General features: G+C 43.5%; 12 protein-coding genes. 5 read left to right on the top strand and 7 right to left on the bottom strand.

Going from position 1 to position 13,498, the window contains the following annotated elements; genetic code table 11:
• Nucleotides 1-35 precede the first annotated feature (35 nt).
• Both FM037_RS25540 and FM037_RS25535 read left to right on the top strand, forming a co-directional pair.
• The gene (locus FM037_RS25540) at nt 36-1,574 is read left to right on the top strand and encodes a sulfatase-like hydrolase/transferase (protein WP_144048312.1); all 1,539 of its coding nucleotides are present in this window, start codon (nt 36-38) and stop codon (nt 1,572-1,574) included.
• An 82-nt stretch (nt 1,575-1,656) separates the two neighbouring features.
• Nucleotides 1,657-2,304, top strand: a complete 648-nt coding sequence (locus FM037_RS25535) for a porin family protein (RefSeq protein WP_144048311.1) — start codon at nt 1,657-1,659, stop codon at nt 2,302-2,304.
• A 142-nt stretch (nt 2,305-2,446) separates the two neighbouring features.
• Here the strand turns inward: FM037_RS25535 and FM037_RS25530 are convergent, their stop codons facing one another.
• Nucleotides 2,447-3,670: an OmpP1/FadL family transporter gene (locus FM037_RS25530; RefSeq protein ID WP_144048310.1), complete on the bottom strand. Its 1,224-nt coding sequence runs from the start codon at nt 3,668-3,670 to the stop codon at nt 2,447-2,449.
• A gap of 152 nt (nt 3,671-3,822) precedes the next feature.
• Nucleotides 3,823-5,220, bottom strand: a complete 1,398-nt coding sequence (locus tag FM037_RS25525; protein WP_144048309.1) for a DUF1254 domain-containing protein — start codon at nt 5,218-5,220, stop codon at nt 3,823-3,825.
• A 162-nt stretch (nt 5,221-5,382) separates the two neighbouring features.
• Here FM037_RS25525 and FM037_RS25520 point away from each other — a divergent pair, with 162 nt between their 5' ends.
• Nucleotides 5,383-6,552 carry an anaerobic sulfatase maturase gene (locus tag FM037_RS25520; RefSeq protein ID WP_185976910.1) on the top strand — a complete coding sequence of 390 codons (1,170 nt, stop codon included), beginning with the start codon at nt 5,383-5,385 and terminating at the stop codon, nt 6,550-6,552.
• Nucleotides 6,553-6,615: 63 nt separating this feature from the next.
• Nucleotides 6,616-7,074 (top strand): GNAT family N-acetyltransferase, encoded by a 459-nt coding sequence (locus tag FM037_RS25515; RefSeq protein ID WP_144048308.1) that lies wholly within the window; start codon nt 6,616-6,618, stop codon nt 7,072-7,074.
• A gap of 63 nt (nt 7,075-7,137) precedes the next feature.
• Here the strand turns inward: FM037_RS25515 and FM037_RS25510 are convergent, their stop codons facing one another.
• On the bottom strand, nt 7,138-7,383 hold the full coding sequence (locus tag FM037_RS25510) for a hypothetical protein (protein WP_144048307.1): 246 nt from the start codon (nt 7,381-7,383) through the stop codon (nt 7,138-7,140).
• Between the two features lie 221 nt (nt 7,384-7,604).
• Here FM037_RS25510 and FM037_RS25505 point away from each other — a divergent pair, with 221 nt between their 5' ends.
• The gene (locus FM037_RS25505; protein WP_144048306.1) at nt 7,605-8,489 is read left to right on the top strand and encodes a radical SAM protein; all 885 of its coding nucleotides are present in this window, start codon (nt 7,605-7,607) and stop codon (nt 8,487-8,489) included.
• Between the two features lie 44 nt (nt 8,490-8,533).
• Here the strand turns inward: FM037_RS25505 and FM037_RS25500 are convergent, their stop codons facing one another.
• From FM037_RS25500 to FM037_RS25485, 4 genes are all read right to left on the bottom strand, one after another.
• Nucleotides 8,534-9,475 carry a LysR family transcriptional regulator gene (locus FM037_RS25500; protein WP_144048305.1) on the bottom strand — a complete coding sequence of 314 codons (942 nt, stop codon included), beginning with the start codon at nt 9,473-9,475 and terminating at the stop codon, nt 8,534-8,536.
• On the bottom strand, nt 9,472-10,431 hold the full coding sequence (locus tag FM037_RS25495; RefSeq protein ID WP_144048304.1) for a LysR family transcriptional regulator: 960 nt from the start codon (nt 10,429-10,431) through the stop codon (nt 9,472-9,474). Before FM037_RS25495 ends, FM037_RS25500 begins: the two co-directional genes overlap by 4 nt.
• A gap of 596 nt (nt 10,432-11,027) precedes the next feature.
• The gene (locus FM037_RS25490; protein ID WP_144048303.1) at nt 11,028-12,044 is read right to left on the bottom strand and encodes an outer membrane beta-barrel protein; all 1,017 of its coding nucleotides are present in this window, start codon (nt 12,042-12,044) and stop codon (nt 11,028-11,030) included.
• Nucleotides 12,045-12,435: 391 nt separating this feature from the next.
• Entirely contained in the window at nt 12,436-13,269 is an 834-nt protein-coding gene (locus FM037_RS25485) for a mechanosensitive ion channel family protein (protein WP_144048302.1), read from the bottom strand.
• Nucleotides 13,270-13,498: the final 229 nt, after the last annotated feature.

The following is a 13,498-nucleotide window of genomic DNA, read 5'->3' as shown; positions in this document are numbered from 1 at the left end:
CAGCTATGACTCTTTAAATTTATAGGTACTACTCAATGAAAAAAACCAGCTTAGCCAAGACAGCCTTGGCGATCGCCGTGACCTCTTTTGGCGCTCATGCGGCTCATACACAACCTAACATTGTCACTATTATGATTGATGATGTTAGCCCAATGGATATCTCAGCTTATCACCGTGGTTTAGGGGCAATCGAAACTCCCAATATAGATCGGATTGCCAAACACGGCATGATGGTGAGTGATTATTATGCTCAAGGTAGTTCTACTGCGGGTCGAAGTGCCTTCATTACCGGCCAATATCCTTATCGAACGGGTCTGACAACCGTGGGGCAACCAGGCTCAAATATTGGTTTGCAAAAAGAGGATCCTACCTTGGCTCAGATGCTGAAGGCCAAAGGCTACTCGACGGTTCATGTGGGTAAGAGCCATTTAGGGGATCGTAATAAATTTCTGCCTACAGTGCATGGCTTCGATGAGTTTTACGGTTTCCTGTATCACTTAAATGTCATGGAAATGCCCGAGCAAGCAAACTTCCCTAAAGATCCGAATTTTGTCGGACGTCCACGAAATATGATCCACAGTTATGCCACCGATCATTATGATAAAACCGTACAGGCTCGCTGGGGGGAAATAGGTAAGCAACGCATAGAAGATAAAGGCCCCTTAGGCGCAGAACGCATGAAAACCATTGATGATGACTTTGTGAAGTTTTCCACGGATTGGTTAGATAAGCACGAGTCAACCCAGCCCGATAAGCCCTTCTTTATGTGGTTTAACCCATCGCGTATGCATCAACAAATTCATGTCAAAGATGAGTATTTAGGTTCGAGCGGACATACTGAATACTTCGATGCATTGAAAGAATTAGATGATCAAATTGGGGTGTTGTTAGATAAATTAGATGCCCTCGGAGAAACTGACAATACCATCATCATGTTTACCTCAGATAACGGTATTAACTTAGATCACTGGCCAATGGCGGGTTCGGCTGAGTTCCGTGGCCAGAAGGGGACAACATGGGATGGTGGTTTTAGAGTGCCTATGCTGATTAGCTGGCCAGGACACATTCCCGAAGGGAAGTACACAGGTGGCTTTATGACTTCTGAAGACTGGGTTCCTACCCTAATGGCTGCAGCCACCGGCAATACTAAAATTAAGCAGGAATTACTTCAAGGTAAGAAAATTGGCGACACAAGCTACAAGGTGCATTTAGACGGTTACAACCAATTAGATATGCTGACTAACAATGGAGCGAGTAAGCGTCACGACTTCTTCTTTTATAACGAGCAACATTTGAATGCATTTCGTGTTGACAAGTGGAAAGTGCACTTGAAAACTAAGACCGAGTGGACCGAACCTGCAAAAGCCTGGCCTCTGGGCATCATACTCGATATTAAGGCGGATCCTTTTGAGCGCAGTATCGATACCAACGGTTGGTTTCTATGGATGAAAGAGCGTTCTTGGGTGGTGCCAATATTGCAAAAATCAATTGTGGAGTACAAAAAATCATTGAAAGCTTTCCCTCCTCGCCAGAAGTCGGGTGGGATCGGCATGTCGGATAATTCAGTTAAGTAGGGTATTTGACTGAAGCCTAATCTTGAAAAAAGGAGCATTTCGCTCCTTTTTATTTCTCTTCATGTTTTAAGCAAGGTGTTCGATGAAATATATACCACTATCTCTCTTAGTGATTGCTTTAACTCCATTCTATTGCGCTGCAGCTGCAACAGCTGATGATGTGGACATGTCTGATCCCATGGCTGTGTACACTGGCGGAGATATTAAGGCTGGTGATCAGGGCTTGGGAGGGGCGCTGCAATTTTCTGCAGGCAAGAAGGACTGGGCTGTAATGGGAAAAGTGGAAGCCAGCAACAATTTTGAGACCTATCGCGCTCGTATTTTTACACCAAATAAAATTACTGGTACAGGCATTTATATCGATGCGGGTAAAGATAACCACATCGATGGTTTCAGCTCTAAATACGCCACAGTTGGTGTGTTACAGGTGATTCCTATCAATGATAAACTGAGGTTATATGCTGGGATCACCTATGGCAAGTCTTGGGAAGCTAACCAGAAGTTTCAAGATACCAAGCTAATTAATACTCAGATTTACGCTAAATACAAAATTGATGATAAGTTTTTTATTATGGTATCACCGCAATATAAATACGGTCTGGATGGTGAGGAGTTTCGTGACTTTTATGCCGAGCTTAGCCTAGGATATAAGATAGACAAGAGTAACATCGTTATGTTTACTGGCAGTACCGATCAACAAATGTGGCTGACCTATAAATTCAAAATATAATCGTACTTTAGATTATTGACAGGAGACGGGTGTCTACACCAGAAAGGGAAGAGTTAAAGGGAGTAACTCCCCCCTTAAGCTGGATTAAGATGCTATCTATGGGGTGATTAGATAAGCGTTGTGTCGGTTACTTATCGGCGGGTTAGTTAAAGGCCATGTTCATGGTAATTCCAAAAAATTGATTCGAGTTATCAAATTGTCCGTTCATGCCATCATTATTAATCTCAGGTTCGCCATAATCCACATAGCTATAATATGTATTGAAGGTGATGTCTTTGGTCCATTGATACGTTACGCCAATACTGTAGCGGTGCTGGGTATCGACAGGTAGGTCAGCACCTTGGTATTCAGGCACATCTAATGGAGAACTTGCATATCCTATGCCAGCTTCCAATCGTACTCTAGACGTTAATTGATAACGAGCGCCCAGGGCGCCAGTCCATACATTGTCAAAATTACGAGCTATTTGAGTCACATTATTGCCATTAATTGATATCCGGGTCGATTCATTATCACTCCATTGTTCAAAACCTAGGCTCCAAACAAGACTCAGAGGTTGAGATAATTGATGCAGTCCGGAGACTTCAACTTGACGTGGGTTCAATACATTTAAACCTGCTAGGCCAGATTTGGCAGAGATGCTTGGATCCAATTGGTCAGGCACATTCGGTAGATCTACCTTGATTGAACTACTATTAAACGTTCCGGTTAAGTCATGTTCCATTCGAGATCTATAGGTAATACCAAAACGTGTATCTTTATTCCACTGATATATGGCGCCAAGGTTATAACCCAAAGACCAACTGTCTGTATTCACATTGGCTTGACCATATAACAGATTTTCTTCAAATGTCGCATAGTCAATTTGAAGGCCTGCACCTAGGGAGAGCTTTGGATTAACTTGATAAGAAACACTTGGATTAAACTGCATTACCGATAATCTGAGATCATTTAAATTTAATGCTCCTCCATAGCTGGTTCCATAGTCTAATGCACTTCCTCCCTGAACTGAGATGCTCATGCCAAGATGCACATCATCATTTAGTTGATGTACATAATAGAGGGAACCATAGGGTTGCAGTCCCCCTGCATTGCCACTATCCAAGCTGGGATCTGATGCATCTTTATAATGAACCCCGAGATCCATCATGGCCAGGTTAACGCTCAGTGCATCGCCATCGAGGTAGCTCATACCTGCGGGGTTCGAATATGCTACCGAGGCATTTTCGGCTATCACAGCACTGCCTGCTCCGGCTGTGCTCACTGTCATGGTACTCATTTCTGGGATTAAGGTGCCGGCCGCGTTTGCCTGACAGGCAAGCAGCAAGGCTGAACTTAATAAAGTTAAGGAGTGTATTTTCTTCATAGAATAATTCTCTTTCTGTGCAAAGTGCCAAACAAAAAGAGTATCTTGAGCGAACACCCAAGATACTCTTCATCGAGACTTATTTAATGGTTGGTTAATCTCATTCCATATAAGCCTATTTTAAGTTCAGAGACTTACTCGGAATAATGTCATTACTGTTTGACCACTTGGGGAAGTTGGTAGGTGTTGTCTAATACAGCTTGGGTTGGCTCATACAAGCGCATATGCAAGTAGAATTTTTCTTCCGGTGCGGGTAGCCAGTTACATTGTGCATCTAGTGGCTTATCGTGCTGAATGCATACGGTTAATGATCCATTCTTGTTGTAAGTCAGTTCATCTTTACGGCTGCTTGATATCGAGTAGCGGTTAATACTGTTGGGTACCATAAATAAGTGCTTCGCATCGTACATGGTCAATGACCAAAATGCTTTTGCCGGCGCATCCGCTGGCATCGTCATTCTGTATTGATTCTTTCCTGACAGTTGTTGCCCATCATTATCCGTATAACGATTGGGGTATAAGGCTCTCTCTTTAGTATTTAATCCCCCGGCGCGGAAGTTAATACTGGCCCGGCTTAAGAAATCATTACCGTACTTACCTCCCTTAAACATCATCGACCAGCCGTTATTCTTGGTGCCTAAATTTCGGCCTGCGTATTCGATGATCTGTGGTGCAGCATTGAGCGCGCGCATCAGACCTTTTTTCTGATCTGCCGTCAAATTATCTGGGTCGAAGGGTTTATCTCTACCTATGTCTATGTACTTAAATTGATCGACGATAGAGGCATCGGCAGGAATGGGATTATTGCGTAACTCTTTATCAATTAGTTTATACCAGTCTAATCCTTGAGGACGGGCCATAGGAGGGATGCCACCTTTAGCATGGGTTAATTTCACACTTAGGTGCTGCTGTCCAAGTTCTGATAGGGGGTAATTAATGAAGCCATCATGAATTTTTAATGCGGCATTTAAATCTTTATTACCGGCAACTCCAGTTCTTTGAATATACCAGACAAAGGGGGTTCTCGATTCTATGATACCGTCAATTCCATCAGGGGTTTTACCGTCAGCTCCTTTCCAGCCCTTGTTCACTAGCAGGAACTTACCGCCATCTTTACCGACATTATCTTCAATTAAATTGCCTACGGCTTCGGAGTAATCATCCAGCAGTTGCACAATGAAATAACGATTGTTCGTGGGCGGTATTTCAATCACTAAGGGGCCAGTTTGATTTAAATTGATGTGTGATTGTGAATACAAGGTGTCGTTATTCACCGTTGGAACAATTTTGTCATCTGGCCCAGCTAAGCTAACGGTTTTACCCATCATGTTCATAGGTGCCATGCCATTATCCATCGGCGTGTTTACGCTTGTTGAGGTTTGCCTGACTTGCGCTACGGTCAATGGGCCTGCACCGTATATAAAGGCCTGTAGCCCTAAGTTATACGCCAATTCTTCCTGGGGATTTATTGGTGTCAACTCAGCCGAAAATGCCGCTGTGCTGCTTAATAAACTTGCCGCAATGAGTGTAGAAATTATCGCCTTTTTCATATTAACGCCTCTTTCATAGATATCAGCAAAGGCTAGCGACTCTTAGTCGTAATTAACAATTAAAAGAATGAATAACCACTATTAAAAATATCAATTCGACTGGGTCAATAAAATTGCATAAATTAATAACAATCGATAATTTTTATGAAAGAAGGTAATAGGATGACAGTGGCATCTGATCCGGCACCAATAATGCCATATAGCCTCTTTATTAAATCTGAAAGTGCTAAATGCAATTTGGATTGTCACTATTGCTATTACCTCAAAAATGAAGATAAGCAAAAGCCAGGAATGGATGAAGCGACATTAGCGAAAATGATTGTTAATCATATGAAGTCACAACCTGAACAGGCTGGTGTTGTCGATTTTATCTGGCATGGCGGTGAGCCTATGATGAGAGGATTAGACTTCTATCGCTCTGCCATTGAATTACAGCAGCAGCAAAAATCCGCCACACCCATCCAAAACACAATTCAAACCAATGGCACCTTAATTAATGATCGTTGGGCCGCTTTCTTCGCTAAGCATCACTTTATGGTTGGGATCAGCATAGATGGTCCGCAACTTATCAATGATATTGCTCGTATTGATAAAAGCGGACATTCCTCATTCGAAAGAACCATGCGAGGCATGCGTCATCTGCAACAGCATAAGGTTGATTTCAATACACTCACAGTGATTAATAATAAGAGTTATCGCCACGGGAAGCAGATCTATCAGTTTTTAAAGGATAACGGCAGCACTTATCTGCAATTTCAGCCTTGTATCGATCATGAAATGGATCGCAGATTCGATTATGACTGGACCATTTCGGGTAAACAATGGGGACAATTTCTGTGTGAAGTATTCGATGAGTGGGTAGAAAACGACATAGGTAAAATTTATGTCCAATTCTTTGAAAACTGCCTGATGATTCTAATGGGGCAGCAGAGCCAGATGTGCCACCACGCCGATACCTGTGGTCAGCAACTCATGATCGAGTCCAATGGAGAAGTTTTTAGCTGTGATCATTATGGTTATGATGAATACAAGCTTGGTAATATTCACCAGAACAAGGCCTCCTTCTCGGCCATGGTGAGTTCTGAGCAACAAGTCAATTTTGGCCAAGATAAACACGAGTCATTAAGCCAAAAATGTCTGCAATGTGATTTTAAACCTTTATGCAACGGGGGCTGTCCAAAGAACAGAGTCGCTAGTAGTGATAATGGTGAAGATCTCAATGTTCTCTGTGAGGGTTATGAAATCTTCTTCAAGCATTCACTTCCTGTGATGCTGAGAATGGTTGATGCAATGCAGAAAGGCTATTCACCGCTGCACTATCGAGTATTTTAAACAGCATATTTAGATTGAAGATGCCTGTGATAGACTGATCTTTTACTTTGGCGGAGAATGAAAATGCAGTGGAATGAATTGGCGTTTAATGCACTCTCGGTCGATGAGTTATATGAGCTGCTGAAGCTTAGGGTAGATATCTTCGTGGTGGAGCAAAATTGTCCTTATCCGGAGCTGGATGATAAAGATAGACACAGTGAAACACGGCATTTACTTGGACGAAATCTTCTGGGTGATATTGTGGCCTATGCGCGAGTATTAGCCCCCGGTGTAAGTTATCCAGAGGTTAGTATTGGTCGTGTGGCGGTGGCGGAGCAAGCCAGGGGAGCTGGTGTCGCCCATCTACTGATGACTGAATCTATGAGGGTCGCTTATACCTATTGGCCCAATGAGAATATTCAGTTAGGTGGTCAGGAATACTTGAAGAGTTTCTATCAGAAGTTAGGCTTCGAGCCTGTGTCCGAGGTGTATCTGGAAGATGGGATACCACATCTGGATATGCTCTATAAAACCGGTAAATAAAAGGAGCACTCCAGAGATTAGTGGAGTGCTCCTCTTTTGGGTATTACCGCAATAAATTGAGGTTTATTCCCTTAGCTGGACCTTAGTGTCGAAATCAACCTCACCCTGCTGGCAGATACTCGCCACTTGGTTATGCTGTGCGATCACCGCTAATGGTCCAGAGGGCAAATGGCGGACAAACAAGAGTCGATATCCGAATCGATGTAGGCTGTATAGCGCCATCTTTTGCTCGGCGCTCATTGAGTGCCAATGTTCGCTTTGCTCCGGGATGGTGCTTCGCCTATCTTGCAGTTGTTGTGCTATTTGCATATTTTTATCTTCACGTATGCAGGCCGATGCTGCCTGTCTGTTTACGCACTTTGTGCGCTCACTTATCCTCGAATTGAGGCTAGGTGAAGTGTTATAGTAACAGCTCATTACTGAACGAAAATTGAACTGAATCATCGTATACTTATTTATAAGTAGATAAAAGTCTTTCTTGAGAGCGAGTTCACAGTTTATTAGGTGTGAGTTTATTAGAAGAGGTTAACTTGCTGAATTATATCGAGCCTGTGTTTCGTCCCCCATCTGAGTGGAAGTCACTTATTTTGCAGGTGACTAATGGTTGTAGCTGGAATAAATGCAGCTTCTGCGACATGTACACGGCACCACAGAAACGCTTTCGCGCCCAGAAACTGGATAAAGTGGCCGATGATATTAAGGCGGTGGCTCGTCGGGGAGTGAGTGTAAGTCGTGTTTTTCTGGCTGACGGCGATGCCATGAGCCTGCCTTTTTCCAGACTGGAAGAGATCTGTTTGTTGATCAGGGAGCACTTGCCTCAAGTCACGAGAATAAGCAGTTACTGCTTGCCGAGAAACTTGAAAAACAAGAGCCCAGAACAGTTGCTTAGATTGAGGGAGCTAGGCTTGTCTTTGCTCTATATCGGCTGTGAGAGTGGCGATGATGAGGTGCTCAAACGCATCGAAAAAGGAGAGACCTATGCGTCCTCTCTAGAGGCGCTGAATAAGATAAAGGCTGCCGGTATTAAGTCTTCTGTGATGATTCTCAACGGACTTGGTGGTGTCGACTTGTCCCATCAACATGCGATAAACTCGGCTCGATTGATGAATGCGGCTCAGCCAGAATTCCTTTCGACTCTAGTCGTGACGCTGCCTTTGGGCACACAGAGAATGGATAAGGCTTATGGCGGCCTTTTTCAACTGCCCGATCAGATGGGATTGTTCAGGGAGATGCATACCCTGTTGCAGAATTTGGAGTTGAATAAAACGATATTTCGTTCGGATCATGCATCGAATTATCTGGTGCTTAAAGGTGTATTGGGCAAGGACAAGAGCGAGTTGCTTGCCCAAGTTGAGGGTGCGATACATAGACCTCAGGAAACCATACTCAGGCAGGAATGGCAGCGGGGTCTCTAGCTGCCTAAGTTAGGCTGTGTTTTGCACTTCTGGGATCTTGTGGGTCAGTCTCTGAGGCTGCTGCTCGATCTGAAAGAGTCGGTTATACTCAGGCAGTAATCTTTAAACCATTGGATGAGTGGGTCCTTATGGACTCTTGCGTGCCAATACAAAGCACTCTCAATTACTGGCATCTCTTCATGGTGAATGAAGGCCAGTTTATCTTGCCAATAGGTATTATGGATAATGGTATCGGAAAGAAAAGCGATATGTTTTCCCGCCAGTAATCCATTTCTGAGAACCAACATAGAGCTACTGGAGAAGCTGACTTTTCGAGTCAGGTTATGGGCCTGCACTAACTGATTAACCTGTGTCTCGGCTGCACTGGAGGATGAATACTCCGCTGTATCGAAACTGAAAATCTCCTCCAGACTAGGCTTGACCAACTGATTGATGGGATGATCCGGACTGGAAGCGATACAAAACTTATCTCTGGTGATATGACGACCGTATATGTTTGCCGGGGGCACGACTTTACCTCCGGCGCAGAGGTCAATTTCCCCTGACTCTAACATGGCAAACATATCTTTAGGTTGATGTAAGAACTCCAATTCGACATTAGGTGCCGTTTGCATCACCATCTTGAGTATCTGAGGGACAATTTCGGACGTCATGCTATCGATAAATGCGATTCGAATGACGCCATGTACTTCTTTAGGATCGAAGGTTTTTTGCAATATTAATCGACTGCTCATTTCCAGCCATTCCAGCAAGTTGGGTAATAAAGCCAGCGCCTTCTCCGTCGCCTTAATGCCTTGACCATGTTTAATAAACAAGGCTTCGTCGAATAAATGGCGTAGTTTCTTTAAATTTTGACTCATGGCTGGTTGAGATATATCGAGGCGTTCGGCACTCTTGGAAACGCTCTGCTCCTCGATCAACACTGTCAGGCTCAGCAGTAGGTTAAGATCGCAACGTTGAATTATTTTTAGATCCGAGTGGTTCATTTAATGACATCTTTATCGGTTAACTGTTCAATAAGAATCGATGAAATAAGCGTTCTAAACCATTTCTGCAATTTACTATTTCGATGATGTATGTTCCAGCACACTTTAAGCTCCAACTCGATAGGCTCCCCGAGCCAGATAAAATCTTCTGTATTACGCTCCTTTAGCACGCCAGTTGAGAAATGAGGTACCAAGGTTGCCGTTTTGGGTGCTGTCAAGGCCTGTATCATAGTGCCTAAAGAGCCCGATGATAGTGAGTAAGATGCATCCTCGGCGTTGATGGTCTTCAGCGCATTGATGACATGGATCTGATTATGTTCCTGATACAGGTATCTCAGAAGTTGAAATGGACTCTCATCGCTGACATTGTCACCTCGATGTAAGCTTTCACTATATTGAGCCGCATTCTTATCGAGTGTCACCATCTGCCAAGGGTAATGAGCAATGACTCTACTCTTTATTGGTTTAGGTACATTGTCATAAAAACCGACAATAAGATCTATGTGCCCACGTCTGAGCATCTTAAAACCTTGGGTCTTCTGGGTGACATATTCAAGCTCTATGCCTGGTGCATACTTGTCCAGATCTTTAATTAAACGTGTAATACACAGCTGAGCGATAACGTCATTCATCATGACTCTGATCCGCCCCTGCGCAGTGGCCGGATCGAATTCATCTCCCTCTAGTATGCTGATGACTCGATTGAGCAGAGGCTTGAGATCTTGCTCTATAGCCGTCGCCTTGTTGGTGAGTGTCATGCCGTTGTGGCTCTTCACCAACAGAGGATCTTCGAACATTAATCTTAGGCGTTTGAGCACCTGACTCATGGCTGATTGAGATAAGCCAAGCTCTTTCGCTGCTTTTGTTACATGTGCTTCTTTTAACAGCACAGATAAGGCGATCAATAGATTTAGGTCACATTCTTTAAGTAGATCGAAATTTCTTTTTAATGGCATCCAGCAGCTCTAAGGTATGATCTCATAACTGTTTGACTATAGATGAAAAAATGATTTCAGCATAGATATAAGACGTGAAAAAAGGCCATCCTTGGCCTTAGGGGTCACAAACTTGCATCTTAACCAAGTGTATTGATTAAGAGGGATAAATTCTTTCCTTTTAGCCTAAATCCTTTTAAAAGTTCCATCTTGTTTAACAGCCCAAATATCCTTACCTAGGCTCAGGCATTCCGCCTGATTAAACTGTGTTATCCGTATCTGGTACAAATTCATCGTTTATATTAATTTCACTTCAAACCAGTACGTCCTGGTTCTGGTGCATCCCGCATGAATGAAGTAACTCGTTCCATCTGCTTCTGACTTACACATCTTGTGTAACTAGCTTCCTGCCTAGCCGAAGTCTATCTATCCATGTTCAACAACCTATTATCCTTAATAGGTTGTCTTCTGGCCTCTAGCATTTCCTTTCCAGAGATAGTGAATCCTTTCTATAGTCAGATACTCAATCCTAGAGTGGTCGGGTCCATATGCTCTGACAAATTTGTGCGCTAACACACTAAAGGCCTATCCCTGGCCTCCAGAGTTACATCTCAAGTCTAAGATGCAATAACTTGGCTTTCACTGGTTAGAGTGATGATAACGCGACGTTCGAGAGCTCGCTCTTGAGTCGAGTTAGCATGAGCATCTTGCTCACCAGATGCCTGGTGATCTAGCTGCTGAACTTCAACGCCGTGAGACGTCAGGTAGTCTTCAACATGCTGTACACGTGCTTCAGAAAGCTTCTGGTTGTAGCTTGCATCGCCTTGATTATCAGCCTGGCCGATAAGCATGATGGCATCGCTGTCATGCTTCTTAGAGAGACGAACGACTTCGTCAAGTTTCGCCTGAGCTGTACTGCTTAGCTCTGAAGAATCAAAACCGAACAGTACGGCAATGCTGCTCTTTTCAACTTTCGTCTCGTAGACTGGCTCTGGACGTGGTGCAGGCTTAGTCTCTTTGATCACTGCTGGTAGTACGGCCGCAGTCTGAGTTGGAGTCACACCGAAACGGTAAGTCATTTGAATGCCTACAGTTTGTGCATCCATATTTGCCGTGTTCCATGCATTTTCATCGATACCTGCAAAGCGGCGGTATTTAGCTGATATAGCTAGAGAGTCTGTGATGTTGTAACCAACACCTGCACCGAAGTAAGCAGCGGTATCTGTATCACTGACATATTGGTCAGCAGTCATCTGATGGGCGATGTGGTATTGATAAGCACCGGCTTCACCAGTTAAGAACCACTTTTCGTTAAGTGGAAGTGTGCCAACTAAGCCCAGTGTAAAACCGTCGACTTCGATGTTTTGGCCATTGTCGGTACGCATATGATTATCATCAAGAGTACCAAGGTCTTGCCAGCCAGCTTCTACGGCGAAGTATTTGTTTAGCTGGTAACCTAGGATAGCGTTCCAGGCTAAGTCACTATCGTCACCTAGGTAATCGCCTGTTACATCAACACCCTCGAAGTTGCTCTGGCCTGCGCCGGCACCTATGTACCAAGTGTTGTCGACATCTGCTGCGTTTGCATATGAGAAAACGCTCATCAGTGCGATAGCTAGTAGTGATTTTTTCATCTTTGTGCTCCCTAATGGAAATTTCAAAATCATTATGTGTTTTGTTTCTATGGGACGCATTTTGGGGGAAACTGCGGATTTGATCGATAGAGTATCTCTTATAATGATTATTTGAATTTATTATATATAGGGTCAAACCCTTGTGGTGCTTAAGATTCACTTAAGCTTTTAAGTGATTTTATTTTGGTGATAGTTTTGTTTGAATAGAGGTATACATAACAAGTTTTTGTTCATCTTATTGAATTTTATGCGATTTAAGTTGGTTTAATCTTGTCTTGTATATTATTGATGAGATTTAACTCCTTATTAATAGTAAGCCTTAACTTAATATTAATAAGGAAAACGAATTAACGTGTGATCTGGCCTGTAGAGAAATAGGCTCTATATATGGCTATCTTTCGATGTGGACTTCTCTTATCGGGCATGGGATCTCGATGCCAGCGGTGTTGAGTGCCTTATAAATGGCTAAGTTGGTTTGGTACTTATCCTGATAATAGGTCTGTGTCGGCACCCAGTAACGTATGCCTATTTCGATACCTATACTGTTGAAGCCATTGATGCCCACATGAGCGCCCTTGTCCTGATATACATTAGGGCTTGCGGCTAAGATCTCTTCAGCCAGTGCCGTGACCTGCTCTGGATCGGATTTATAACTGATGTTGAACTGAGTTTCGACTAGCTTGTTGGCAAAGGAGTTATGCAGTATCTCGCCGACTATATGTTTATTGGGTATATTTATCTGCTCCCCCTCCTCATTGGTTAGCACTGTCATGCCCAAGAAGATATCTTTGACTATACCCGTGACCTCTTTCACTGTGATGGTATTACCCACCACAAAAGGCCGGGTCACTATGATAGTGATACCTGCCGCGTAGTTAGACAGCATGCCCTGTATTGCCAAACCTGCGCCGAGAGAAGCGGCACCTATCGCAGCAACCATAGGCGTGATACTGATCCCCAGTTTGCCTAAGGAGATGATGGCCACCATGATGATGATCAGTATGCGTACCAGATTACTGACGAAGCTGCTGAGGGTGAGATCTATGCCGTGTTTTTCAAACTGTCTGGTGACTAGGTTTGAGACTTTAGCTGCGAGCCAAAGACCTATCAAGAAGATGAAGAGTGCACCCACTAGGCGGAAACTGTATTGCACTAAAAATTCGGTGATCAGCGAATATACATTTTGTAGTTGCTGGATCTCCTGTTGTAGATGATCTTCCGTCATAACTTGTCCTTTAAAATAACTGCAGAGCTAGATGCTGAGGCTGGATGATCATGTTACCCATATCTGTTGATATTTGTAGTTATATTGTTAGTAATTTGCCGGATTTCCAGTTGGCATCTTGTGCAACTTGAGATTCAACGTGAAGAAGATCATGAATTGGTGCGACGCTTGCGGTGATATCAGCTGGGGTAGGATACTCTGTTGCCTTATATGACTTAATTCAGGAGCT

The organism is Shewanella psychropiezotolerans (genome assembly GCF_007197555.1).
Taxonomy (GTDB): domain Bacteria; phylum Pseudomonadota; class Gammaproteobacteria; order Enterobacterales; family Shewanellaceae; genus Shewanella; species Shewanella psychropiezotolerans.
Note: the sequence above shows the minus strand (reverse complement) of the source record. Positions and strands in the feature narration are given on the sequence as shown.